The following is a 25,706-nucleotide window of genomic DNA, read 5'->3' as shown; positions in this document are numbered from 1 at the left end:
ATTCAAGGGGAACATTGGCCCCTCCCGCCCTTTGGCCAGGACCGCGCCCTACTCGGTCGGCTGCGCGCAGCCGCCCTCCCCGAGCTGAAACGCCGCCTCTCCCTGCGACGTGCCGCTGGCCCGGCCGTCTCCTCCGGAGCCAGCCCGACCAGCCGTCGCATGGTCGTGGCAACGCTTCATCTCGGCCGTTCCGGTTACGGTCACTGGGGCAGGGGTGTGCCCGCAACGGTGCGAACAGATGTATGTGGCCATCGGCCCAATCAAGCATAAAGCATGGGAAGTGCTTCAACCATGACGTTAGTCGTTGCAAAGATGGCTGTGCAAAATAGTGTGGTTCGGAGAGGGTTCCGATAATGTCTTCAATAATCAAGTTTTTCCGAATTACATTCTTTCTCGTCCTGTATTTTTTCTTATGTATGGTCGTGGTGACCACAATGCTTCAGGGTTGGCCGATTGGCGGCCAGATGTTGTTTGCATTTGGTGTTCCCGTCATTCTGGTCTGGTGGCAAGAAAAACGGAGATCGCGGAAAGTCGCTGCAAAGGCGCAAGCTGAGGGGAGTTCCGAAAATCTACCCCCCCGACCTGAGCCGGTGCCGCGCCCAAGTGCCTACGACAAGCGTATCGAGCGTGAGCGCGAACGAACTCGCGAAGCCAACGCGTCCAAACAGCCGGCTGCCGTGCAGGCTTACTCCCCACCAAAGCAGGACTACGCTGAAATCGTTCGGGCTGGAAAGTCTGCGGCGCCGGCACTTGCCGCGGCCGCTGAACGAAATCAGCCCTCGCGAGTGGCATCGAGCGCATCGGTCCGATCATCGAAAAGCGGGTGGGTCCCGTCTTATGAAACAGCTAGCGTCGCCGGCCGCAACATCGGCGGGATGGTCTATGTCGGCACGGCTCCCTTGCTGAACACCTACGGGTATCGTGACAAGTGCCGAGCCTATATCGATCCGTCTCTGTCTGTCGCGCGCTCTGGAGCCGACAAAGCTGGTGAAGGTATGCCTTACTGGCCCGGATACGCGGATATCTCACCTCAGTGCCGGGCGACCTACCTCGACTGGTTGGCCAGCGGGCGCAACGACGCCTCCTACAACCCCGGATACATGTTCCTGTACTTCTACGGGCTGGAGCGTCGCTTCTTCGTCGATCAGTCCAACGAAGATGCCAAGGATATCGTCCAGGAAGTTCGGCGGCTGCATTCACTTTACCCTGACAACCACTCCGTCAGGCGCTATTTGGGTGAGTTCCTCGACATTGCGATGCTTGCCGAAACCGACCTCGACGCTATCGAACCGATTTTCGAGAAGCAGGGCTGGGAACTTCCGTTCTCACTCAAATACGCAATCGGAGCTCGGATCGACAAAGGCGAGAACCTGACGGCTGACTGGTTGCTGAGTTGGTTCATCTGCCATCCGGAAACAAATCTGAGAACTCCCGCGACGCGGTGCCGTGACGAGTTCGTCGCTCTTTTCCGTATGCGGTTTGATCGGCGTTTTCCTGATGGGCTCAAAGTGACAAAACCCCGGAAATCACTCACGGCATCCTATCGCGCCGCCTCCAGCGAGTTTCAGGGGTCAGTCAATCCGACCGTGGATGGCAAACCCGTGCCCGACATCTCCGGCTTGCGCAAGCCGGTCGAGATTGCGCAAGAGCTGGCTGACGAGGTGATGAACGACCTCGACAAGCTCAGTCGCTTCCTGGGCCGAAACCCTGACGGCCGCGGAAGTGTGGAAGCGCATGCCTTGCTACCCTCTGAACTTTGGGATGCTTTCCCATCAGAGGAAATGGACCGCTTGAAATCTTGGGCAAGCGATATCGTCGATCGCGGGGGATTGGTGCCGCTTGAGGAGGTGATCGGACGACTGGAGGGAGAAACGAACGAGAAGATCGGAAAACGGCAAATGACAGGAGCCGCCGACGCGCTCGCGCGCCTCGGTTTCGGTCTGGCGCCCGACCCTCGGTTTGCGCTCCGGTCGCCCAAGACGGAGGAGCCTGTTGTGCTGTTTCGTCTGGGCGAACCCATCGAAAGACTGGAGGACGTTTCCGACAGCTATCGAAGCGCCTTGATCGAATTGGCACTTGGGTCGTTAGTCGCCCATGCTGATGGTCGCATCGCGGAGCCTGAACGCAGGGCGTTGGAAGATCAGGTTTCTGCCACGGCCCTCAGCGATCAGGAACGCCGCAGGCTGCGTGCAAACCTTGAATGGTTCCTGGCCGTGCCACCGGACATGACGCTTCTGCGGCGCAAACTGAAGGAGGTGGGCCAAGACAGCCAAGCCGCTATGCGGGCAGCGCTGGTCGGTGCAGCACATGCCGATGGCATTATTCACTCCGACGAAGTCGCAAGCATCGAGAAAATCTACAAGGCTTTGGGACTTGATCCTGCGCTTGCCTACACCGACCTGCATGCTGGCGAAGTTGCGGATGGTCCACGCACTGTTCGCGCGTCGCAACCGGGTCGCCCGGGCGAAGCGATACCCGCGCTCGAAAAAGCCAGCGGACCGAAACTCGACGCTTCACGGATCGCAGCAATTCGTTCGGACACAGAGCGCGTGTCGTCCGTCCTCGGTCAGATTTTCGATGTCAAAGAGGAAGAAAGTGGTGCCTCCGCGCCTGCCAGCCAAAGCCAGCTGGTAGGGCTTGACCCGAAACACGGCGCCCTTGTCCTCGAACTGGTCACTCGAGAGCATTGGTCTGAAACCGAGTTCGAGACGATCTGCGCCTCGCATGGGTTGATGGCATCCGGGGCTTTGGAAGTCGTGAATGAATGGGCTTTTGAGACCTACAACGAAGCACTGCTCGACGAGTATGATGGATATGACGTGTCTCTGGAAATTGCGGAGGCGGTAAAAGAAAAGATGAGTGCGGAGGGCAGGGATGTCTAAGTTGAAACCACGTGAACGCGATGCAATCGTACAGGCGCTTCGGGCCGGGGTCGTGCCCAAACTCGGTTTGCGCCATATTCAGGTTGGCCGCGTCCGAGAGATTGAAGAGCTCGTCAAGGACATGGACCGGATATCCGATGGCGGATCGGCGATCCGGTTCATCATCGGGGAGTACGGATCGGGCAAGACGTTCTTCATGAACCTGATCCGCCTCGTGGCTCTGGAGAAAGGCCTGGTCGTGATGTTCGCGGATTTAGCGCCAGATCGGCGCATTCACGCGACCGGCGGACAAGCTCGCGGGCTGTATGCCGAGATGGCCCGAAACCTCTCGACGCGGACCAAGCCCGATGGCGGGGCATTGGCCAGCGTGGTGGAGCGATTTGTCAGCCAGGCTCACCGAGATGCTGAAGAACGGGATTTGCCCACGGGGACCGTCATTCGTGAACGCCTTGGCCACTTTGAAGAACTTACCGGAGGGTTTGAGTTCGCCGAAGTCATCCGTCGATATTGGGAAGGCCATGAGACCGGCGACGACGAGTTGAAATCCGCAGCCCTGAGATGGCTGCGCGGCGAGTTCGCGACACGCACCGACGCGCGCAAAGCACTTGGTGTGCGAACGATCATCGACGACGCCAGTGTCTATGACCATCTGAAGCTGATGTCGGCATTCGTGTGCGAGGCCGGGTATAAAGGATTGCTGGTCGGCCTCGACGAGATGGTGAACCTCTACAAGCTCACTTCGTCGCAGGCCCGCAATGCAAACTACGAACAGATCCTCCGGATCCTGAACGATGTGCTGCAGGGTAGCGCCGAGAACCTCGGATTCCTTATGGGTGGAACCCCGGAGTTTCTGATGAACACCCGTCGAGGGCTCTATAGCTACGAAGCCCTTCAATCGCGTTTGGCCGAGAACACCTTCGCGCGGGACGGATTGGTCGACCTTTCAGGACCGGTTGTCCGGCTGGCCAGCCTGACCCCTGAAGATCTCTTCGTTCTTCTGGCCAATGTGCGGCGGATCATGCAGGACGATGCCGGTGCTCTGCCGGACGACGCGCTCGAGGCCTTCATGGCGCATTGTTCGGACCGGATCGGTGAAGCTTACTTCCGCACCCCGCGCAATACGGTGACGGCATTCGTGAACCTGCTTTCCGTGCTTGAGCAAAACCCCGGTGTCGAGTGGAGCGATCTGATCGAAAAGATCGAGGTCTCCGAAGACCTCGGCGAAGACATGAACGAGGTAGACGAGTCGACTGGTGCCCAAGACCCCGGTGACGATGATCTGATCAGCTTCAAGCTCTGACGCCGATGAGCAGTGCGTTCGACAAACTGGCGAGGCCTGTGCAGAAATGGATACGCCAGAAAGGTTGGCGCGAACTTCGCGACATCCAGGCGCGATCCATCCGGACGATCTGCGAATCCAATGCCGATTTAATCGTTGCAGCTTCTACGGCGGGCGGAAAGACCGAGGCGGCGTTCCTGCCGTTGATTTCACAGGTGCTTGACGAGCCGTCGGGCGGCACCGGCTTCGACCTGCTCTACATCGGTCCGCTGAAAGCCCTGATCACGGACCAGGCCATGCGGCTGGAGGGCATCTGCCAGGAAGCAGAGCTTCCGGTTGTTCCCTGGCACGGAGATGTCTCGCAATCCATCAAGACGCGCGCGTTGATATCTCCAAAAGGGATCCTTCTGATAACCCCAGAGTCCCTTGAGGCGCTTTTCATTCGTCGCGGTTTGGAAATTGCCCGCCTGTTTGGGGCGACACGGGCGGTCGTGATCGACGAGCTGCACACAGTTCTGGACAGCGAACGCGGTGTCCAGCTTCGTTCACTGCTCACACGGCTCGAGCTCGCGATAAAGCGCCCAATCCGTCGGATAGGTCTGTCAGCTACGCTAGGCGACATGGACCTCGCTAAGGCCTATCTTCGCCCTGACGCCGCAAACGCTGTCCAGCTGATCGAAGCAGATGGCGGCGAGGCTGAATTGAAGCTTCAGCTTCGCGGTTACCTTTCCGGCGATGAAGATGAAAACAGCCCATCCGCAACGGACGCGATCGCAGCACATCTTTTCAAACACCTTCGAGGCAGCGACAACCTGGTCTTCGCCGGAGCGCGTCAACGGGTCGAGATTTACGCAGATCGGTTGCGGGAGCTTTGCGAACGGGAGCACCTGCCACAGGAATTCTATCCCCACCACGCGAGCCTCTCCCGAGAACACCGTGACTTCGTTGAGCGGCGCTTGAAGGACCCTGCGAAACCGACGACAGCCGTTTGCACATCGACGCTCGAGCTTGGAATCGACATCGGTGACGTGACCTGCGTGGCTCAAATCGGTGCGCCATTCAGCGTCGCCGCGTTGCGACAACGGCTTGGCCGATCAGGCCGGCGTGAAGGACAGCCGGCCATTCTCAGGCAGTATGCTGTCGAAGCCAAGTTGACGCCGGAGAGCAGTTTCGTGGATCGTCTTCGCCTCGGCCTGATCAGGTCCATCGCGATGATAGACTTGCTGCTGGAAGGCTGGTGCGAACCTCCAAAACCTCAGGCGCTTCATCTCTCGACGCTCGTCCACCAGATACTGTCAGTCATAGCGCAGCGCGGCGGTGCGTCTGCAAGCGTGGTCTACAATGTGCTCTGCCGCGAAGGCCCCTTTCGGAAGGTCACAACCGAAGTCTTCGCAGATGTGTTGCGTGCAATCGGCCACCCAGAAACCGGCTTGATCGAACAGGTCGGCAGCGGGCTGTTGCTTTTGGGACCCGCGGGCGAAAAACTGGTTGAGCATTACAGCTTCTATGCGGTGTTTCAGACGCCTGAGGAATTCCGGTTGGTCGCAGAGGGGCGGGACCTTGGAACCCTGCCGATCGATAATGTTCTTGCCCCTGGGATGCTATTAATATTCTCTGGGCGACGTTGGGTTGTTCAAGAAATCCATGATCGTGAAAAGGTCATCGTCGTCAAACCCGCGAAGGCTGGTGTGCCGCCCGTCTTCGGCGGCGATGCGGGGGACATTCATGACAAAGTGATCGACCGAATGTTCGCCGTGCTCGAGGGGGATTCCAGCCCAGCTTACATGGATACAGTCTCTTTGATGATGCTCGAGGAAGCGCGTGCTCACTATGAACAGCTGGGGTTTAGGGCCAATAACCTACACACCATTGGCGAGCATACATCAGTCATTGCGACGCGGGTCGGTACTGTGAAGACATCAACCCTCGCGCTAGCACTGAGAAGTGAGGGGTTTTCGGTCGAACTGCATGACGGGTTTCTGATGGTGGAGGCCGGGGACGAAACCCCCGATCTTCAAACGGTACTAGCGCACATTCGATCTGGCGAACCTGTCGATCTGTTCGCTGGAGCTGGGAATTTAATGTCGGAGAAGTTTCATCCTTACCTGTCGCAGCCCCTCTTGGAGTTGGATGCAATTTCTTCCAAGCTTGCGCCCGATACTCTTACCGCGATGGTCGGTAGAATCGTCCCAGCATAATATGTGCGGCAATACTCGTTGACTGTTTTCATCGCTCCTAGGGCTAGTGATTGCTTTGTCTCCGCCAAGAAAGGACGGCATCTTCCGTTCCCGCAACTGGTGCCGCGTCACTCCAACGATCCCAGAAATTGACTGTCGCGCTATTGGGCTTGAAGCGCGGCTCGGACACCACAACTCGCGTCGGAAGCAAGCTCGCATCGCCGACCACCAATGCCTCACCGATGTCGAGGACCGGTAGAAGATCACCAAACCCGCCGAGGCTGTCAGGCAGCAACCGTTTGATCACGGATTGATCGTCGCCGTTGGTCAGCCGCATCGCAATGACATTGTTGCACTGGCTCAGAACGGTGCGGTTCACTTCGGATGGTCTTTGGCTGATAACCACTAGTCCAACACCGTATTTCCTGCCTTCTTTGGCGATCCTCTCGAAAATCCCGACAGAGATCTCATCGGCTGACTCTGACGATGCACGCTCCGGGATATACAGATGTGCCTCATCGCAGAACAATGCGATGGGATGACGGTTGTCTGGTGGCGTCCACTGGCTGACTGTGAATATCAGCCGAGCAATCAAGCTGACCATGAGCGGCAGGATGTCGGACGGCACTTCCGAGAAATTGATGATCTTGATCCCACCCTTGCCATCAGCTTGCGATCCGCGCCCGCCTATCAGGAAATGCGTTACCTCCGACAGCCAGGCCATATCCATACAGGCTGCTGGCGGCTGAAATATGAACCCAAGCCTGCGATCATTTCGTTTGGCTTCAAATCGCGCGATTAAGCGGCTGAGCTTGTCGAAGTATGGTCCTTGCTTATCCTTGTTGTTAGCGCCCGGAACCATTTGTTCGTTCAAGTCAGATAGTTGCTTGTGGACACTGTCGATATCGAAAGGCACGGGGCTATCGATAGTGAAATTTGCAAGAATGTCGGCGTGTTTTCCCGGATCAAGCATTGCGCGCTTCGCATCGGTGATACAGCGCGTCATGAGCATGGCTTGGTTCGGAGCGTTCTGATCGGACCGATCTACAAACAAAGCGACCAATGCCTCATAGCCGAGAAGCCAGAACGGTAGATGTAGAACACCGTCGGCCAGTCGGCGATCGTGTCCAATGTCCCCCGGCCCAGCGATGCGTAGATGCCGAAACTCGTCGCTATCGAGGGTCTGGTACTCACCATGGATATCGAACAAGATTACGTTGGCTTGTGGAAGACCGGCAATCTGGTCTAGGAGCCGCGCAGTTGTGTACGATTTGCCGCTGCCAGTGCTACCGACCACGATGGCATGACGTTGGAACAGACGGTTGCCGTTCAAGAAGGCCCGCGCGTCCTCGTCCAAAGCATAGCGACCAAGATCAAGCTGCGGGCCGTCGCCGGAAACCTGCGAAATGACCTGCATGAAGTCTGTCAGGCGCTGACCTTCCAAGGAAAAGCAATCCGCATCGATTTCGGGCACAGTCTCTAGGGTGCGCTTAAAGACGTTCTCTTTCAGCCCCTCCTTGTCTACGAGTGTTCCAATCAGAGCGACCCGAACGAGGTTGTTTTCGGGGAGCGCGGCTTCCGGATCCTCCTCAGACCCGTCTATTGCAGTTTCGTCACCTGCTTTGCGTGTGATGCGCGAAACTATCCCGATTAAGTGCTGCCCGGCTTTCGAGCTTCTGATCGCGGTCAACCGATTGACCTGAATCCGTTTGAGGCGTTCAAGTTCATCGACTCGCACCGTCACAGTGGCAGTATCGACGGCAATAATTTTGCCGAGACTTTCATCATCGTTGAAATCAAGTATGCCCAACTCTTCCTCCTAAAACCCAATCAATTCGTTCAATGCAGGCAACTCCCAATATTTGCCCCCGATAACAACAATACCGTCTGGGCTGTCACGGTTGTAAACCATCGTCCCCTCATCGTGGTTCTCGAGCGCGAGGTAGTGACGCCCGGCGTTGTTCTTGAGAAAATCCTTGGCTTCGGGCGTTAAGGTGCGCGCTGCGACAAGGATGGGAACGTCATGCACACGACAACGCGTCATCAGCTTCGGATGGATATGGCCGTCGCGGAACCCGTATCCTATGCAAATGAATGCGGTCGCGGCACTCAACACACGATCGGCGCCCTGTATCGCGCTCCGAAAGGGCTCGTCGTGCGTCCGCTGATATTTGCTTACACCTGGCGTGACGATCAACGGAACCAAACCATCGGGCAACTCGCTCGTCATCGGTAGCGACATCACACCCCCATGCGGGTCTGAAAACCAATCAAGAGACCCGTGGACTTTCCAGACTGTGACCGTCCGCGCCAAATTGGCCCCTTGTTTGAAAATCAGATTCTCCGCCCCATCGGCCCGTCGCAGATAGCCCGGAAGGAAACCCGTGTTGTGGATGTAGCCGCCTGAATCGGCTGCATACTCTGCAACGCGGTCGTAGTTTGTTGTTACGACATGGATATTGCGGTTTGTACTTCGGAATAAACCTGTGAATAGGGTGCGGAGCGGAAAAATGGTCTCGGTCTTTATAGCTGATTTGAGCAGGCTATAATCGCCCTGAGCGATGAAGTCCCAGGTACTTCGGACAATCTTGACAACCAAGGAGTCGGGTAGAGGCTTGTTTTCTAGTGCTGCTTCTAAATGATCTCCAGCGGCCAAGGCTGTTCTAACAAGTGTCCAGGCATCGACTTCCGGTCCATCGTCGGCCTGTACATTATCGCGGAGCCAAACGGCCAAATCCCCCATGCCACGAATGCCATGCGGTATCGAGGCCCCGCTGCCCAAGACTATCACTGGGCTATGCTGTGCACAGTTTTGGCACTGCTTTGCGAGTTCTTCTAGTTCCAAAGCTATTTTGCCTCACTTCTTGTACTTCGGCTTAGTTTGTCTGTGCCCGAAAACGATTTGGTCCAAAATTTCGCTCTTACGATACCCCCGGTAGCACTTCTTTGTCACAGCAAGTTTTCGCTGTCGTCGCAAGGTGGGTGCGTCGGGAATCTGGCAAGTGACATGGATCCGAAAATGCCTGCTCCAGCTATGATCCATGCATCAACATGCGCCCTCTGGCATCTTTGACGGCTGTTCACCATCCTTCCTTAGCGGCCAACGCACTTCTCCCTTTGTCTGAGTTGCATGACATGCTGGTCGCAGCTGTCGTCCCGTCCACAAAGGTTGCCGCCGATCTTTTTCCCCTGACCCTGCGGGTCATTCCTCGCGGAGCAAAAAGACCGGCACCTGCCCCTCCCCTCGGCCCGCCCGAGCTGGACGATCACATCGATGGATTTCCGGATGTATTCCCGAACCTCGGCAAAGGTCAGTGGTGTGCCGGCCTGCAGCACCATGATCGCCAGTCGATCGATTGCGAGTTCTGCGGTTTCCGCGTGGATGGTGGAAACCGACCCGCCATGGCCGGTGTTGATGGCCTCGAGGTAGGTCAGGGCCTCGGCACCGCGCAGCTCGCCGACGATGATCCGGTCAGGTCGCATACGGAGGGAGGCTTGAAGGAGAGCGTTGGCGCTGCGTTGCGAACCGGCACCGCGGTCGGCAAGGAGGGCGACGGTGTTGGGCTGGCCGGGGAAGAGCTCAAAAGCGTCTTCGATGGTGATCAGCCGCTCGTGCTCGCTCACATGGGTCAGGAGGTGGCGGGCGAACGTGGTCTTCCCGGTCGAGGTGCCGCCGCTGATCAGGACGTTGAGCCGCGCCTCGACCAGAGTCTGCAGCGCGGCCTCAAGGTTCTCCTCCGCTAGACTGGCGATGTTTTTCATCTTCTCCGCGCGGAGGGCGTCGAGCGAGACGGCCTTGCCGAAGAGATAAGCCGGGGCGTAGTCCCTAATGCTGCCAGAGGCGAAGAGGCGAATGGTGATCGAGGCACCGCGATCGATGGCGGGCGGCACGGCGACCTGGACCCGAAGCGGGCGGCCCGCATATTCCACCTTGCCGGAGACGAGGGGGTTCTTTTCAGAGACGCGGGCCTTGGCATCGCCGACGATGGTCTGGGCCATGTTGAGGGCTGTGGTCCGATCCACGGTCTGACCTTCGTGGCGCATGCTGGCATCCCCCGCGACCTCGAGCCAGACCTTGCCGTCGGGGTTGATCGCGATCTCGACCACGTCGTCACGCCGCAGGAGATCGCGGAACGGGTCGAGATAACGCTCGAGGTATGAGGCTGGCGAGGCCTGATCCATCAATTCGGTGATTCCGGTAATATTGAACCTGGTTTCGCTGCCTCTCGCCTGCGGCTCGAACGCGAAACCTGATGCTTCTTTTTCATTGTGAACCGGAACCCCCGTAGATCACCACATCCCGGTCCACGAGCACGGTGACCGAGGCGCCCTGATCGACATAGATCGTCGGCGCGATCGAGACCTGATCGGCGATGACCGACCCGACAGCGTCCTGCAGGTCGCTGCTGACATCGCCCAGGACAATGCTTGTCGTCTCGTTGTTGGCACTCTCCGCCGCCACGGCAGGCGCCGCCCCGATCACGGAAATCAGCGCCGCCCCGCCGAAGCGCTCGGCAAACTTGGTGTCGACGAGACCAGTGAGGCCCGAGCGGCCAAGCTGGTCGCCGCCCACAGCGGCGATTTCCATCGAGGTGCCGTCCGGGGTCAGGACGCGGGTCCAGAGGATCAGGATGCGCTTCTGGTGCATTTCGATCCCGGAGCGGTATTGGCCAAAAAGGCGGGAGCCCCGGGGGATCAGGATCCGGTCCCCGGAAAACGCCGGGACCGGCTCGGAGACGACCGCGACCACGGAGCCCGGCAGGTCGCTGTTTATAGCGGTCTGGAGCGCCGCCTGGATGACGGACCCTTGCGTCAGCGTGCGTTCGGGATGGGTGAGGCGGGCAGCTTCTTGCACTTCGAGTGGGCGCGCGCTTTGCAGGAACGCCTCATTGCCCGAGAGTACCGGGCCCCCGGTTCCAGCGGCAGCAGGATCGGCGACCGCCGCGCCACTTTGGCCACCACGGGGACCGTCAGCGTAGACCACGGCGGGGGATTTGATTTGCGCGGTCAGAAGCTCTTTGGCGACCTGTTCGGCCTCGCGCTGGCGCTGCTCCTCTTCCTGGCGTCGGCGTTCTTCGAGAAGGCGCTGATCGGCAATCAGACCCTCGCGGTCGAGCTCGGCCTCGAGCCCCTCGCGCTGCGCGCGTTCGGCATCCAGCATGGCCTGCAAACCTTCGATGCGGGTCTCGGTCTGGCGCTGCAGATTGGCCAGCTCGGTTTCCTTTGCGGCGAGCGTTGCTTCGAGCGCGGCCTTTTGCTCGTCGAATGCTTCCCGAAGATCTGAGACGGCGGACTGGATTTCCGAGTTGCGGGCGGCCTGGCTGGCGGCCAGCGCCTCGCGCAGCTTGGCGATCTCGGCCAACACTTCGGCGCTCGGCTCAGGTGCTGGCGCCGCAGGCACCTCGAGCGCTTCCTCGACGGCGATCAGCGCGTCGTTGACCCGTTGCTCGGTCTCGTCAGGCGGAAATTCCAGCCGCCCGCCGGTGCCGGGGCGGCGGTCCTGGAAGGTCTCGACATCGGAGGTCTCAAGTGCGCTGTCACCTTCCTGCAGACCAGTGGCCAGGAAATACGCGACCCCGGCGCCGCCAAGGGCGAGGGCCGCGGCGAGCGCACCGACCCCGAGGCTGTTGCCCCGGCGTCCGGATTTTCCACGCTGGTTGAACTGGTCGAGGCGGTCCTGCAGATCGGGAGGGGTTTGATCGGCCATGGTCAGTTGCTCACGTAGATCGCGCTTTCGTCGCGCCAGGCGCAGATCGCCTCGTCGCCGATGCGCAGCGTCCAGTAAGTGTTCACCCCGAGCACCCGGACCGTGTTGCCTTGCTGGGTCCAGTTGACCGTCCGCTCGCGACCCTGGTCATCGGCCTTGAAGAGGGCGGGCTGGCGACTGTTCTCCGGGAAGACGAAATACGTGTAGCGCCCGTCGTCGTAGATATGGCTGGGGCGGAAATCACCTTCGCCCGAGACGCGGTAGTTGTAGTTCCGCGGAGCCTCATAGCCCTTGGGCTGGGTGGCACCCGCCGCGCGGCGTTCCTCGTCGGGGTAGCGGAAGCGCACCTCGAAGAACATACCAGTGCGGTTCGGGATCGAACCCTCGCGCAGGTGGAAGGAATAGGTGCGGCGGTTGGTGATCACCGTCATGTTGGTCGAGGCATTGGCCACATGCGGTTTGATCGTGAGAACATTGCCGAGCTCGGGGATCGGATCGACCTGGAAGCTCTCGGTGTCGCCGACAATGACCGCCTCGAACCTCTCCCCGGCCCCGAAATGAATCGTGGTCGAATGCCGCAAGTCAGTTTCGATCCGGTAGACCTGGTTTTCATTGTAGACGGCAGTGCGGATGCGGATATCGAGCGGGCCGCCTTGTGGCGTGGCTTCGGCGGATGCGGCAACGGGCATGGCAAGCGCCAGGAGGAGCGCAGGTAGAGATCTCATTTAGGTCAGTTCTCCAGGGTCTCGGCGTCGACGCGGTAGGAGGTCACCACGAAGCCCAAGGGGTTGGCCCAGACGTCCTGAAGGCGCTGGCGGGTTTCGGGTTGGAAGTCGTAACCGACAGTGGCGACGTAAGACCGAGTGACGGTGCGGGTATCGCGGGGACGGCGCAGCGTGCGGGTGAAACGGACCTGGGCCACGCCGCGCTCGATCTGGTTCACCGACTTGATCACCACCTCGATCTTGGCGTCACGGCCATAGACGGTAATCGGGTAGTCTTCGTTGGTGGAGGACCAGAGATCGCGCAGCGTGCGCGCGGCGTCGCCATCCGAACGGTCGAGCACCGAGTTGATGCGTTGCTCGCCATCGGTCAGGTCATAAGTTTCCCGATCATCGACATAGGCCACGAGATTGGCCTGGATGATGGCATCGCTTTCCGAGAGTGTCAGCGCCTGGACGGCGGCGACCCGGTCCATTTCGCCGGTTTCCTTGTCGACCACGACCACGAAGGTTTCGGTCGTCTTGAGCGGAAAGAGGCTCGCGCCGGCGACCATGCCGGCCACGCCGACCAGCACACCGGCCGCCGCGACCAACCACGCGAAGCGCTCGCGCCGTCTTGGCCCGTAGATGAAATCCGCCTCAAAAGCATCGCGATCGGGCGCGGGGGAACTGGTCACAAGCTTCTTCAAGTCAATCGTCTTTCACATCAGGGTTTGCGGAAGGCCTTGGCGGCGGAGAGAAGCGCGCCGGGGCTTTGCCGGATCATCTCGCCGGTTTTGACCACGCCCGCATTGGCCATCTGGTTCAGCTCGTGCGGAGACTTGCCGGTGACGAGGCGGGAGGTCGCGCCGGTGCCATACTGGCGCGTGTTCACGAAGCCCTGACGCGCGAGGCCGGTCAGACCCACGGCGTTGGAGGCAATGCCCACGACGCCGGTGAGGTTGGAGGCGATGTAGGGGACCGAGGCCATGATCCCGGCGCTGAGGATCAGGATGACGAGGAAGGGCAGGATGAGGCTGACGGTCTCGACATCACCCGGATCGGCGGAGGCGTCCCCGATGGCCTCGGCGATGGCGACAATGATGCCTGCGGCCCCGGCGGCGGCGACCGGCATGAGCGCATAGCCGATGGTGGCGCGGGTCCAGGCCTCAAAAAGCGACTGGGTTGGTTTGAACAGCGAAGTCACGATCATGAAGGGGGCGATCACGATCATCAGCGCGAACACAATGCGGGCGAAGGCGATGATCCCGGCGGTGACGGCGGCAAAGACGGCTGAAAGGACGAAGAAGATCGCGCCCAGGACCGCCCCGAAGACCCAGCCCGCCCGGTCGCCGATCGTGTCGCCATAGGCGGTGATGCGGGCGACCATGTTGTCGAGGCTCTCATAGACCCCGGCCTCATCGCCCGAGCCGGTGAGCGCGAGGATCGAGGCCCCGACGGAGTCGGGCACGCGCGTGACGATGTCATAGATGACGCTGAAATTATCCCAACTCTGCGCGAATATGCCCACGAGCGCCACCTTCATCCCGAAGGCAAAGCCGGTGCCGAAGGGCAGGGGGCGGAGTTGCATGACCGCGTTGATCCCGAGGAGCACGACGAGGAGCGCGGCCCCGGCCGAGATCACGTCGCCGACAGCGCCTGCCGAAGAGACAAAGCCGTCCTGCGCCACAGTGTCTACCGCGGCGTCGACCTGTCCCAGTATGTCGCGAATTACTCCCATCTATTCCGCACAGACCTCCACGACCTGAGCCTCGAGCGCGTCGGCCTGCGCGTAGAGATCGAGCACCTTGAACGGCAGACGCGGGTTGTCCGAGGTCTGGAACCGGGGCATGGCGTCAAGCGCTTGGTCCCAGGTGAAGTCGCCCAGCAGGCAGGTACAGCTCTCCGAGGCGAGCGCCTCTTCAGCGATCAGGATACGCAGAATCGCGCGGTAACCATTGCGAAGGTATGCGGTCTCGGCCAGATCGATGGGCGGTTTCGGGACCCGGCATGCGTCGGCCTGGTCCCGCGCGATGGCCATCGAGTTGAAGGTCGTGTCGCCGGAGGGATCTGTGCTCGGGGTCTGGGCCAACGCAACACTGGGCAGGGTACTCACGACAAGTGCGGCGAAGCAAAGAGACCGAATTGATGCCAAGCTGTGAGTCATGGTTTGCCTCATGGGTCCACCGCCATCGAGCGGAATTTGCGCTCATCCGCGAGGGTCGCGGCATCGACGACGCCAAGCTGGCCGGCACTGACGCCTTGCGCCGCTTCCAGCCGCCAGATTTGGGTCAGGATGATGCCGAGCTCGGCGGTGACGCGGGTGTTGAGATCGACAGCGGCCTTTAGACCGTCCTGATCATCGATGAGCCCGACCATGGTCTCGAGCCGCTCGAGGCTTTGGCCTGCCTCCTCGTGGCTTTCCTGCGCGGCGACGGACAGCATGGCGCTGGCTCCGGCGGAGGCGGCTATGCGGTTGTCGGCGGGCTGATCCGATCCCGAGAGCGTGCTCAGGCGCTCCGAGGTGAAGCCGCTGCCCGACAGCACGCGCTCGACGGAGGCCGAGAGTTCCGCACCGGGATTGAAGCCGCTGAGGAAATCGCCGCTGGCCAAGGACTGCGCGGTGTTGAGAGGAGCCACGAGCTTGCCGCGCAGCGCGCGGAATTCCTCGACTGTTGCGAAGAGCTCGCCCAACCCGCTGCCCTCGATCAGCGAGGTCAGTTGCGCCTCAAGGTTTGTGAGCTGCGACAGCTGGGTTTCCAGTTCCAGCCGCATGGTGGCGAGTTGCTGCATCTGGACATTTAGATCCTCAGCCATGTGTTCGAGCTGGGCGACGAGTTGGCCAAGCTGCGAGCCATCGAAGGTCGGCACGCCCTGAGCCGTGGCGGGCCCGCTGAGCCCGAGCGCGGTGACCGCGGCGGCGGTCAGGAGAAGCTGTCTCATTCGGGAACTCCCATTTGCATGAAGTCGCGCTCGGCCAATCGGTCGGCGACGAGGTGCTGCGCGTAGGCTGCCTCGCGCTGCTGGTTGGCGGCCATCAGCCGGACACGAAGATTGAGAATGCGGGCGATCTCGGCCTTGGCGTAGGTGTTGAGTTCCCAGGCCGCCTTGGCATTGGGCTGCGCATCGATCTGCAGGATGATCGCGCGGAGGCGGTTGATCACTTGCTCGGTCGTTGCCGAACTATCGGCGGCGTAATAGACGCCTGCCTCGGAGATGCTGGCATATTCGGCCAGTGCAAAATCCGAGGGCGAGAGCGTCCCGAGCGCGTCGGCGCCGCCAACGACAGCCAGGTATTCGTTGTAGAACTTCGAGATGTTGCGCACGTAGCCCTGGGTTTCGGCAAAGGGCGGCACGCCGCCATATTCGATGACCCGGCCCGGTCCGGCGTTATAGGCCGCAAGCGCATGGGGGATGTTGCCGAAGCGGCCCAACTGCGTGGTGATGTAACGCGCGCCGCCGCGCAGGTTGTCCTTCACATCATAGCGATCGACGCCGAGGTCAGACGCGGTTCCAGGCATGAGCTGGGTCAGCCCATAGGCGCCGACCGGGCTTTCGGCGGCGACGTTGAAGCGGCTCTCCTGCTTGATCAGGGCCTGGAAGAGGCAGCGCCACTGGGTGGCGGAGAGGCCGGCGCGGGCCACACCCGGCGCGCCTGCGAACTCGCCCGCGACCTCGACGATCATCATCTCGACGGTCTCGCGGCCCTCGCCAAAAAGGCGGCTCACCATCGGACTCGCATCGGTGTTCGGGTAGACCGCCGCCACCCCGAAATCCGCATTGCCCTCGAGCGCGCGGATATCGAAGCCGGGGCCGGTGATCGCGGCGGTCATCTCCTCGAGGACGCGCAGTTGGTCGGCCTGGACGTCGGCCAGCGTGGACTCGGTGCGGTCCTTGTCCTGCTGCACGCCCAGATCCTCGGCCAATGCCGTCACCCGTGCGATGGCGCGGCCGATCGCGGAATTGTCCTGCGTCGGAACCCCTTGGGCATGCGCGGGCAGGGTACCGAGGCCGAGGCAAAGCCCGGCGGATATGATCGCGGCGCGGTTCATTCCGGACGGGGCAGGGGCTCGAAGGTGCAGTCGGGCTTGTCCGTCTCCTGAACCGCTGCGCCCATGGTCGAGAAGGAAAGCGCGGACCGGGTCACCTGCGGCTCGCCATTGCGACCGAAGCAGGGCGAGGTTTTCTCGGTGTACTTTTCGCAAGCCGACAGCAGGCTTGCGGCAGCGCAAAGCGCCAGGAGGGGTTTTGAACTCATATCACATGTCTCCAGAAATCGGGATTGGCGCGCCAATCGGCAGGCACGCGGGCCTCGCCGGTGGCACCGCCGCCAAGGATGGGAAGGAGGTCTCCAAGCGCGGAGAGATCGGCGTCGACGAAGACGCTGTCGCCCGCCGAGCGCACAAGCGCGATGCGCTGGCCGATGGTGGGCTGGACGAGAAGGGCCGCCTCTTTGGCGTTCACGCGGAGGAAATCGTAATCCGAGATTGTGGCGCGGTCGTTCGGGAAGAGGATCTGGGTCGGTACTGTCTCGACGATGGTCTTGCCGACGCGGCTGTCGCGCAGCTGGCTTGGATATTGCGTCATCATGATGACGACGCAGTTCATCTTGCGCAGCGTCACCAGCCAGTTTTCGAGTCGCGCCCCAAAGTAGGGATCGTCCAAGAGCTTCCAGGCTTCGTCGAGGACGATGATGGTGGGGCGGCGGTCCTCGACCACGCGTTCAATCTGGCGGAAGATATAGGAGAGCACCGCCATGCGCTCGGTGGTCATGTCGAGGATTTCGGTCATGTCGAAGCCGATGATGTCGGAGGCCAGTTCAAGCCCGGCACCCTGTTCCGGCTCGTCAAAGACCCAACCGTAGCGCCCACCCGGCGCCCATTCGGCGACGCGGCTTTGCAACTCGCCATCATCATCAAGCGATTGAAACAGCGTCTCGAAACTAACGAAGCGTTGCAGCGCCGCGCCCGCATCGGCGTTCTGCCCGACGGCACTCTGGATATGGCGGGATTGCTCGCCCGAGAGCGTGCCATTGCGCGTGAGAAGGGTCGCAAGCCAGTCCGAGAGCCAGGCGCGGCCACGCTCATCGGTCTCGGTCGCAAGCGGGTTCAGCCCCGTGGGAACACCGGCCCGGATTTCGTTGTAGCGGCCTCCGAGGGCGCGCACGGCCATCTCGAGGCCGCGATCCTTGTCGAAGAAGAAGAGCCGCGCGCCGACCCGTTGCGCCTGCGCCGCGAGGAAGGCGGTGGTGAGCGTCTTGCCGGTGCCGGTGCGTCCCAGAACGAGGGTGTGGCCGACGGTCGGTTCCTTGCCCGGGCTGCCCGCCTCGTGGAAATTGAAGCGATAACCCGAGGTGCCGACCGTCGGCAGGACCGAAATGGTCTGACCCCAAGGCGACTGATCCGGCCCGCGCCCTTCGACGCTGCCGTGAAGTGCCGCGAAATCCGCGAAGTTGATCGAGGAGATCGGCGTCTTCCGCGCCCGGTAGCCGAAGTTGCCGGGGGACTGCGCGAAGTAGGTGGCTTTCAATGCCATATTCTCGCGCACGATCACCGACATGATCTCCTGGCCCACGCGCTTGATCTGGGCGGCGGCCCGTTCGAGCGTGTCGCGGTCTGGTGCATAGACGGCGATCGAGAGGTGATGGTCGCCAAAGGCGATGCGGCCTGCTTCCTGATCGTCGGCGGCTTGCCCGAGTTGCTCGCGCAGGGAAACGGCGGCATCGTCGGAGGCATGCATCTGGCGGATGATCCTTTGGATGCGCTCAGCCATGATGTTGTTCGGGATCGGGCTGAAGGAGTTCGTCAGTACGATGTCGAGCGGCAGGTCGAGCGCGTCGAGCAGCGTGACGTCTGTAAGCGCCGGATAAGTCTTCATCGAGAAGAGAGCGCCGTATTTGACCTGGCCGGTCACGGCGTCGGTCAGGGTGACCACGTCGCCGTCGAAGGTCGCGCGGCAGTTGCTGAGCGTGTGCGAGAGGGGCAGGGTGCTTTGCCCGAAGGAGATCGGGGAGAAGCTGCCTGCGTTCAGTGTGTTGAGGTAGCCCAGCCACTCCCCGCCCGACTTTGTGAGCCTCACGGGATTGGCCGAGGCAAGCGCCACCTCGAAGAAGCCCATGACCTCGTTCAGCTCCTGCAGGCGCGTCGCGCGGTCCTTGACCCAGGCCTTGCGGGCCAGCGCGCGGAGGAGCGGAATACGAGCCGAAATGTCGGGGCGCCGGATCACGCTGAGATAGAGCTGGCGCTTGGCGGGGCAGAGGTCTTTGACATGGGCCTGCCAGCGCGCGTCGATCGCGGCTGCGAAACTGTCTCCCTCGATGGGGCGCATCCCGAGATCCTGCGGCACGGAGATCCGGTGAATGTAGAAGCCGAAGGCACTGCCAGTCTGGGCGACGATGGCCGCGACCGCGCGTTTGAGCGCGTCGAGCCGGGCGTCCTCAGAGGTCATCGGATTCAGACCATCAAGGCGCAGGGTCGCCAAGAGGTCGCCTTCGCGCAGGACCATGACATCGTCTTCCGCGAGCGCAAAATACGGCAGATGCTCCGCGAGATAGCTCTCCCGCGCGAACGCCCCGCCGCCAGCCTGAAGCAGAGCGGTTCCGTGAGTGGAAAGAGTGCCCGCATCAAGCGCCAAAGCTGTCGCCTCCGTGCAGGGCCCGGTTCTTCGTCGGGCGCACTGATCCATAGGAGACGCGCAGCACTTCGAAGAAATGCGGCTCGCGGTCAGCGACGAACCAGAGGATCGGATAGGCGACAAGGCCGATCAGGAAGAACACCATCGACTTGGTCCAGATGAACGGCAGAACGACCCCGGTCGCCAGTACCACGAGGTATCCGACAGGGAGGCCCAGATACTTGGGCGGTCGGGCGAGGCCCAGAAAAAGGGGGGATCGTTCTGCCAACTCTATTCTCCAACCTCAGGAGAAGCCGTCGACGATGGTGCCGGCCGAGAAGATCAGCACGATCCCGATGATGACCGAGGCGAACCAGCCCCAGTTCAGCCGCCCCATCATGCACATGAAGCCGGTGCCGATGACCGCGAGCGTGGCGACCGCGATCCCGATCGGACCGGTCAGCGCGGCCTCGACGGTTTCCAGCATGGTCTGGATCGGTGACAAGTCCTGCGCGAAAGCGGGCGTTGCGAAAGCTGCCAGGGTTGTGGCGACGGGCAAGAGGCGGCTGAGGCGATGTCTGAGCATGCGAAGTTCCCTTGTTTTACTGAAGATCGATGAGGACCGGAGCGCGCGCAGGCACCCGGGCTGCGACGCGGATGTCCGGCGAGGAAACAGGTGTAGCCGCGAGTCGGGACCGGATCCGGTGGATGCGCGCGATGTAGTCGCGGGTCTCGGTGAAGGGTGGAATGCCGGAATGCTCGACCACGCGGTGCGGGCCGGCGTTATAGGCTGCGAGCGCCAGATCGATGTCCTTGAACGTGGCGATCTGCGCGAGCAGATAGCGTGCGGCGCCATCGAGGTTCTGAGAGGGATCGCGCGGATCGACCCCGAGGCTGCGGGCCGTGTCTGGCATCAGCTGGCCGAGCCCATAGGCGCCTTGGCGATACGTTCGAGAAGGTCGAGGGAGGCGGCGAACTTGGCGTTCTCGACCTTGCCCATATGGCCGCGGCTCACGTCGGCCCGATGAGCAAGCTCCTCTTGGCTGAGGCCGCGGGCGCGTCTCAAGTCCTGGATGTTCAGTGCTACACGGTCCCGCAAGTTCATGCCCGCGAAACGGACACGCTGCGCGAAATATCGCCACGCGATATATGTTACATTCGGAAGTGCAGAGAAGAAATCTTGTAGCGGCGCGAGGTCGCCGAAATGGGATGCCTGCCGATACGCAGGTCACGGGATGATCCGTCTCGCAAACATTCTGGGCCGTTCAATCGTTCTTTCGGAAAAGGGCGGCACCGGCATTACCGGTGCCGCTAGTCGGTCGCTCCCGGGGAAAATTTGAAAGGCGACAACAGGGAGGCTGTAGAGGACTAATTCTACCGGAAATTTTGGGTTGGCCAAAAATCCCATAAGAGAACTTATGTTAGTTTTGTGGTTGTCGCGGCACCTCAGACAGCTTCGAGCGCGATTGCAATCCCCTGTCCCACGCCAATACACATGGTCGATAACGACTTTTCTCCAGGTTTGAGGTCCAGCATCGCTGAACCAGTGATGCGGGCACCTGACATGCCAAGCGGATGGCCGAGAGCAATAGCGCCGCCGTTCGGGTTCACGCGGGCGTCATCATCCGCGATCCCCAGGTGCCGTAGTGTGGCCAGACCCTGCGAAGCAAAGGCTTCGTTAAGTTCGATTACCGAGAAGTCTTCTTGTTTCAGTCCAAGTCGCGCCATCAGCTTTTCCGACGCCGGTGCCGGCCCGAAACCCATGATGCGCGGTGCGACGCCCGCGGTTGCGCCGCCCAAGACCCTTGCGATCGGTGTGAGGCCAAATTTTTTTGCGACGTCGCTGGTGGCAAGGATCAATGCTGCGGCACCATCGTTCACGCCCGAAGAATTCCCAGCGGTTACAGTGCCGTCCGCTTTTACGAAAGTTTTCAGTTGGGCGAGCGCTTCCAAAGTCGTACCCGCGCGAGGGTGTTCATCCTGTACGACGATCTTTGGCTCCCCCTTTCGCTGAGGAATCTCTACCGGGACAATTTCACGGGCCAAACGACCGTTCGCCATGGCATCTCTCGCCTTTCGCTGCGAACGCATGGCGAAGGCATCTTGGTCGGCGCGGTTGATGCTGAAGTCTTCCGCTACGTTTTCGGCCGTTTCAGGCATGCTGTCGACGCCGTATTGACTCTTCATCTGTTTATTGACGAAGCGCCAGCCGATGGTGGTGTCTTCAGCAGAATTTTCGCGCGAGAATGCAGTTGTAGCTTTTGGCATCACAAACGGAGCACGAGACATGCTTTCCACACCGCCAGCAACAATGAGATCGGCTTCTCCAGCTTTGATCGCGCGGGCGGCTGTGATTACGGCGTCCATACCCGATCCGCACAACCGGTTCATCGTCGTGCCAGGGACACAATCCGGAAATCCCGCGAGTAGCAGCGACATGCGTGCGACGTTGCGGTTGTCCTCGCCCGCCTGGTTGGCGCAGCCGAAAATCACTTCGTCAATGGCCGCTAGATCTAGCTTCGGGTTTCGGCTGGCCAGGGCCCTGAGTGGGATTGCACCAAGATCGTCGGCTCGCACAGAAGAAAGCGCGCCGCCATAGCGACCAATTGGTGTGCGGATGTAATCGCAGATGTAGACGTTTGTCATTCTTAGAGTGCCTTTGTCATATCCGGGACGGCGTCGAGCAGGTCTGCGACCAGGCCGTAGTCGGCGACCTGGAAGATCTGGGCCTCTTCATCCTTGTTGATGGCGACGATGACCTTGCTGTCCTTCATGCCTGCAAGGTGTTGAATTGCCCCGGAAATCCCGACCGCGATGTACAGCTCGGGCGCCACGACCTTGCCGGTCTGGCCGACCTGCCAGTCGTTCGGTGCGAACCCGCTATCCACCGCCGCGCGCGAGGCGCCGACCGCCGCGCCCAGCTTGTCGGCCAGGCCCTCGATGATCGCGAAGTTCTCCTCGGAACCGACGCCGCGACCGCCCGAGACCACGATCTTGGCCGAGGTCAGTTCCGGACGATCCGACGCCGCGACCTTGTCCTCGACCCAGGCGCTCAGGCCCGCGTTGCCGGCCGCTGCGATGGCCTCGACGGCGGCCGAACCACCCTGGCCAGCCGCGTCGAAGGCGGTGGTGCGGACGGTCAGTACCTTCTTGGAATCGTTGGACTTTACCGTCTGAATCGCGTTGCCCGCGTAGATCGGGCGTTCGAACGTGGACCCGTCCACGATGGCGGTGACGTCCGACAAAACCATCACGTCCAGCAGCGCCGCGACGCGCGGCAGGATGTTTTTCGCGCTCGCCGTGGACGGAGCAACGATATGTTCATAATTGCCTGCCAGGCTGACCACCAGATCGGCGACCGGCTCGGCCAGGCCGTTGGCATAGGCGGCGTCATCCGCCACCAGAACCTTTGCCACGCCGTCGATCTTCGACGCGGCCTCGCCTGCGGCAGCGGGGCCCGCAACCAGAACGGTCACATCGCCCAGCGATTTGGCAGCGGTCACCGCCTTGGCGGTGGCGTCCAGCGCCAGTGCACCACCGGCGATTTCTGCAAGGAGAAGAACAGCCATTACACGATCCCCTTTTCTTTCAGCTTCGACACCAGCTCGTCGACCGAGCCAACCATTTCCCCGGCCGAACGCGCGGCGGGCTCTGCCGTCTTGACGACGGTCAGGCGCGGCGTGACATCGACGCCGAAATCGGCGGCGGTCTTTTCGTCCAGCGGTTTCTTCTTGGCTTTCATGATGTTGGGCAGCGAGGCGTAGCGCGGCTCGTTCAGGCGCAGGTCGGCGGTGACGATCGCCGGCAGCTTCACCTTGATGGTCTGCAGACCGCCGTCCACTTCGCGGGTCACGACGGCATGCTCGCCCTCGATCGCAACCTCAGAGGCATAGGTCGCCTGACCCCAGCCCAGCAGCGCCGCCAGCATCTGGCCGGTCGCGTTCATGTCGTTGTCGATCGCCTGTTTGCCCGCGATCACCAGGCCCGGCGCCTCGGCGTCGATCACGGCCTTTAGGATCTTGGCCACCGCCAGCGGCTCGATATCTTGGTGCACGTCGTCGGCGGCCACGACGAGGATCGCCCGGTCCGCGCCCATCGCCAGCGCCGTGCGCAGCGTTTCCTGCGCCTGTTTCACGCCGATCGACACGACGACAAGCTCGTCCGCCTTGCCCGCTTCCTTCAGACGGATCGCCTCTTCAACCGCAATCTCGTCGAACGGGTTCATCGACATCTTCACATTCGCGAGACCAACTCCGCTACCGTCCGCCTTAACGCGAACCTTCACGTTGTAATCAATTAGGTGTTTTATAGGTGCAATTATTTTCATTGGCGTTTATCGTCTTGGAAATTTGCAATGGCAGTAACGGCCCGGGTTCCAGGCCGTTACTTGGGATGTGTCTCTGTCAATTCGCAGTATAACCGCCATCTACTACAATCTCTGCTCCGTGAACGAACGATGACTCATCCGATGCGAGGAACAGGACCGCATTCGAAACCTCTTCAGGTTTGCTTGGCCGCTTGAGCAGCGTGGCCCCCAGAATTGCCTGCCGGGTCTCTTCGTCGGCGTGTAGCAGATCTTTTGTCATGGGAGTATCGATGACACCGGGATGGATCGAATTGACACGTATGCCACTTTCGGCCAGGTCGACTGCGCAGGATTTGGTCAACATCCGTACGGCGCCTTTGGATCCAATGTAGGCTCCCGCCGAAGCGGCACCAACAATCCCATAGATTGAAGAAATATTGATAATTGATGCTTTTTCGGTCTCTTTCATCAATGGAACCGCGGCTCGGATACCGAGATAAACACCGCGTACATTGACGTTGATCGTCATGTCAAATTCGTCAGGCGAGGTTTCGTGGAGCGGCTTCAGAATGAGAATGCCAGCGTTGTTCACTAGCACATCAAGTCGACCAGCACTTGATTGCACCGTGGAGATGACATTCTTCCAATCTTCTTCAAGCGTCACGTCATGCTGAATGAATTCCGCCTTCCCTCCGGCTCCAATGATACCTTTTACTACGCTTTCACCCGCTTCCGTATCACGGTCGGTTACAAATACATGCGCGCCTTCACGTGCCAGCGTTTCACAATGGGCTTTTCCCATGCCCATGGCGCCACCTGTTACCAGTGCGACTTTTCCGGATACCCGTCCCATAGTTCTCTCCTGAGTGTTCATGAACAAATTTAATTGTTTCCGCCGGGTTTTCTTAATGCCCGACGGAATTCTTTACACCTTCTCGGCAGTGCGGTCGCGGATCAGGGATGTATAACCTTCCTCCTTAACCGCACTAATGGCATTGCGATAATTGCCAATCCCGGCCATGTAGAACATCACCGCATTCTTCTTTCCGGGGATATTTGCGCCGAAGATCCAGCTTTCAGCTTTGGGGAAGAGTGTCATGTCGGCGATTTCACGGCAGGTGCCAACCCAAGCGTCGCGCGCCTCCACGGTTGGCTCCACACTTTGAACCCCCTCTTCTTCCATTGCGCAAATCGTGTCAGCGATCCATTCAACTTGCGTCTCAATGCTGGGGGGCAGGTTAGTGAAGGGGCCATTAGGGCCAAGGATCATGAAGAAGTTAGGGAAGTCTACCTCCATCATGCCGAGGTAACCGAGTGGGCCTTCCTTCCAAGTGTCGCGCATGGTCACGCCTCCGCGTCCGCGGAGGTCCATTTTGACGTAATTGCCGTCGACCGCATCGAAACCAGTGGCAAAGATTACGATGTCAAGCTCATGCTCCTCGCCGCTTTCGAGACGAATGCCGTTCGGAGTGAACTCTGCGATCGGATCGGCCTTCACGTCGGCGAGGGTCACGTTGTCTCGGTTGTAGACCTCGTAATAGTTGTTTCCGCAAAGCGGGCGCTTGGCGTAAAGGTCCTTCGGCGTCAGTTTCTCTGCGACCTTGGGGTCCTTCACGATTTGCTTGATCTTGCCCTTGATGAAGTCAGCGGCCGCATCATTGGCCACTTGGCTGGTCGCAATATCGCAAAAGGTGCCAAACATGAAATAGAAACCACCGCCGCGCTGCCAGGCGGCTTCGAAGACCCGCTCCCGTTCCTCGGGCGAGGCGGTTTCGGCGGGTTCGGCGCTTTCTTCGAAGCCGAAGGCCACAACAGAATTCTTCACTTGATTCCAGATATTATCGTAGTTCGCCTTTTGCTCGGCGATGGTAGCATCGTCTTGCGGGGTGTTCCCAATCGGCACGACATATTGTGCAGAGCGCTGAAAAACAGTCAGGTGTTTTGCAATTGGTGCCGTTGCAGTGATAACCTGAACACCCGTCGAGCCGGTGCCGATAATGCCCACGCGTTTGTTGCTCAAGTCCACTCCCTCGGGCCAGGCA

General features: G+C 60.5%; 24 protein-coding genes. 3 read left to right on the top strand and 21 right to left on the bottom strand.

The window, feature by feature from the left end:
• Positions 1–353 precede the first annotated feature (353 nt).
• The 3 genes from ACP15O_RS17670 to ACP15O_RS17660 are packed head-to-tail and all read left to right on the top strand — an operon-like array spanning position 354 to position 6,359.
• Positions 354–2,882 (top strand): tellurite resistance TerB family protein, encoded by a 2,529-nt coding sequence (locus ACP15O_RS17670; RefSeq protein ID WP_133840909.1) that lies wholly within the window; start codon positions 354–356, stop codon positions 2,880–2,882.
• Positions 2,875–4,182: an ATP-binding protein gene (locus ACP15O_RS17665; RefSeq protein ID WP_084353833.1), complete on the top strand. Its 1,308-nt coding sequence runs from the start codon at positions 2,875–2,877 to the stop codon at positions 4,180–4,182. The genes ACP15O_RS17670 and ACP15O_RS17665 overlap by 8 nt, the downstream gene beginning before the upstream one ends.
• A 5-nt stretch (positions 4,183–4,187) precedes the next feature.
• Positions 4,188–6,359: a DEAD/DEAH box helicase gene (locus ACP15O_RS17660; protein ID WP_084353832.1), complete on the top strand. Its 2,172-nt coding sequence runs from the start codon at positions 4,188–4,190 to the stop codon at positions 6,357–6,359.
• Between the two features lie 43 nt (positions 6,360–6,402).
• Here the strand turns inward: ACP15O_RS17660 and ACP15O_RS17655 are convergent, their stop codons facing one another.
• The 21 genes from ACP15O_RS17655 to ACP15O_RS17555 all read right to left on the bottom strand — a co-directional run.
• Positions 6,403–8,148 (bottom strand): ATP-binding protein, encoded by a 1,746-nt coding sequence (locus tag ACP15O_RS17655; RefSeq protein WP_084353831.1) that lies wholly within the window; start codon positions 8,146–8,148, stop codon positions 6,403–6,405.
• Between the two features lie 9 nt (positions 8,149–8,157).
• Positions 8,158–9,183 carry an SIR2 family protein gene (locus ACP15O_RS17650; protein ID WP_133840910.1) on the bottom strand — a complete coding sequence of 342 codons (1,026 nt, stop codon included), beginning with the start codon at positions 9,181–9,183 and terminating at the stop codon, positions 8,158–8,160.
• 248 nt (positions 9,184–9,431) lie between these two features.
• Positions 9,432–10,520, bottom strand: a complete 1,089-nt coding sequence (locus ACP15O_RS17645; protein ID WP_425097390.1) for an ATPase, T2SS/T4P/T4SS family — start codon at positions 10,518–10,520, stop codon at positions 9,432–9,434.
• 82 nt (positions 10,521–10,602) lie between these two features.
• Positions 10,603–12,045, bottom strand: a complete 1,443-nt coding sequence (locus tag ACP15O_RS17640; RefSeq protein WP_133840893.1) for a TraB/TrbI/VirB10 family type IV secretion system protein — start codon at positions 12,043–12,045, stop codon at positions 10,603–10,605.
• A 2-nt stretch (positions 12,046–12,047) separates the two neighbouring features.
• Positions 12,048–12,770, bottom strand: a complete 723-nt coding sequence (locus ACP15O_RS17635; RefSeq protein ID WP_133840894.1) for a TrbG/VirB9 family P-type conjugative transfer protein — start codon at positions 12,768–12,770, stop codon at positions 12,048–12,050.
• Between the two features lie 5 nt (positions 12,771–12,775).
• Positions 12,776–13,456 carry a VirB8 family type IV secretion system protein gene (locus ACP15O_RS17630; RefSeq protein ID WP_133840895.1) on the bottom strand — a complete coding sequence of 227 codons (681 nt, stop codon included), beginning with the start codon at positions 13,454–13,456 and terminating at the stop codon, positions 12,776–12,778.
• Between the two features lie 17 nt (positions 13,457–13,473).
• A complete protein-coding gene (locus ACP15O_RS17625) occupies positions 13,474–14,487 on the bottom strand; it encodes a TrbL/VirB6 family protein (RefSeq protein WP_133840896.1) in 1,014 nt (337 codons plus the stop codon).
• On the bottom strand, positions 14,488–14,913 hold the full coding sequence (locus ACP15O_RS17620; protein WP_133840897.1) for a hypothetical protein: 426 nt from the start codon (positions 14,911–14,913) through the stop codon (positions 14,488–14,490).
• Between the two features lie 8 nt (positions 14,914–14,921).
• Positions 14,922–15,689, bottom strand: coding sequence for a type IV secretion system protein (locus ACP15O_RS17615; protein WP_152460853.1), 768 nt, complete (start codon positions 15,687–15,689; stop codon positions 14,922–14,924).
• Complete coding sequence (locus ACP15O_RS17610) at positions 15,686–16,798, bottom strand: lytic transglycosylase domain-containing protein (RefSeq protein ID WP_133840899.1); 1,113 nt, start codon at positions 16,796–16,798, stop codon at positions 15,686–15,688. The genes ACP15O_RS17615 and ACP15O_RS17610 overlap by 4 nt, the downstream gene beginning before the upstream one ends.
• On the bottom strand, positions 16,795–17,004 hold the full coding sequence (locus ACP15O_RS17605; protein WP_133840900.1) for a hypothetical protein: 210 nt from the start codon (positions 17,002–17,004) through the stop codon (positions 16,795–16,797). Before ACP15O_RS17605 ends, ACP15O_RS17610 begins: the two co-directional genes overlap by 4 nt.
• On the bottom strand, positions 17,001–19,430 hold the full coding sequence (locus ACP15O_RS17600; protein ID WP_235872045.1) for a VirB4 family type IV secretion/conjugal transfer ATPase: 2,430 nt from the start codon (positions 19,428–19,430) through the stop codon (positions 17,001–17,003). Before ACP15O_RS17600 ends, ACP15O_RS17605 begins: the two co-directional genes overlap by 4 nt.
• Positions 19,369–19,647 (bottom strand): VirB3 family type IV secretion system protein, encoded by a 279-nt coding sequence (locus tag ACP15O_RS17595; protein WP_038070148.1) that lies wholly within the window; start codon positions 19,645–19,647, stop codon positions 19,369–19,371. The genes ACP15O_RS17600 and ACP15O_RS17595 overlap by 62 nt, the downstream gene beginning before the upstream one ends.
• A gap of 15 nt (positions 19,648–19,662) precedes the next feature.
• On the bottom strand, positions 19,663–19,944 hold the full coding sequence (locus ACP15O_RS17590; protein ID WP_065335126.1) for a TrbC/VirB2 family protein: 282 nt from the start codon (positions 19,942–19,944) through the stop codon (positions 19,663–19,665).
• Positions 19,945–19,960: 16 nt separating this feature from the next.
• The gene (locus tag ACP15O_RS17585) at positions 19,961–20,272 is read right to left on the bottom strand and encodes a lytic transglycosylase domain-containing protein (protein ID WP_425097389.1); all 312 of its coding nucleotides are present in this window, start codon (positions 20,270–20,272) and stop codon (positions 19,961–19,963) included.
• Positions 20,272–20,463, bottom strand: coding sequence for a helix-turn-helix transcriptional regulator (locus ACP15O_RS17580; protein WP_425097388.1), 192 nt, complete (start codon positions 20,461–20,463; stop codon positions 20,272–20,274). Before ACP15O_RS17580 ends, ACP15O_RS17585 begins: the two co-directional genes overlap by 1 nt.
• 341 nt (positions 20,464–20,804) lie before the next feature.
• Positions 20,805–22,004 carry a 3-oxoadipyl-CoA thiolase gene (gene pcaF, locus ACP15O_RS17575; RefSeq protein WP_009804213.1) on the bottom strand — a complete coding sequence of 400 codons (1,200 nt, stop codon included), beginning with the start codon at positions 22,002–22,004 and terminating at the stop codon, positions 20,805–20,807.
• Positions 22,005–22,006: 2 nt separating this feature from the next.
• Positions 22,007–22,927, bottom strand: a complete 921-nt coding sequence (locus ACP15O_RS17570) for an electron transfer flavoprotein subunit alpha/FixB family protein (RefSeq protein ID WP_009804214.1) — start codon at positions 22,925–22,927, stop codon at positions 22,007–22,009.
• On the bottom strand, positions 22,927–23,685 hold the full coding sequence (locus ACP15O_RS17565; RefSeq protein WP_009804215.1) for an electron transfer flavoprotein subunit beta/FixA family protein: 759 nt from the start codon (positions 23,683–23,685) through the stop codon (positions 22,927–22,929). The genes ACP15O_RS17570 and ACP15O_RS17565 overlap by 1 nt, the downstream gene beginning before the upstream one ends.
• Positions 23,686–23,761: 76 nt before the next feature.
• Positions 23,762–24,517: an SDR family NAD(P)-dependent oxidoreductase gene (locus ACP15O_RS17560; protein WP_009804216.1), complete on the bottom strand. Its 756-nt coding sequence runs from the start codon at positions 24,515–24,517 to the stop codon at positions 23,762–23,764.
• Positions 24,518–24,589: 72 nt separating this feature from the next.
• Positions 24,590–25,706: flavin-containing monooxygenase (locus ACP15O_RS17555; RefSeq protein ID WP_425097387.1), on the bottom strand; the 1,117-nt coding region annotated here is incomplete at its 5' end.

The organism is Youngimonas ophiurae (nom. illeg.) (genome assembly GCF_049803795.1).
In the GTDB taxonomy this organism is placed as follows: domain Bacteria; phylum Pseudomonadota; class Alphaproteobacteria; order Rhodobacterales; family Rhodobacteraceae; genus Thalassobius.
The sequence above is the reverse complement of the archived record's forward strand: the minus strand, read 5'-3'. Positions and strand labels throughout refer to the sequence as shown.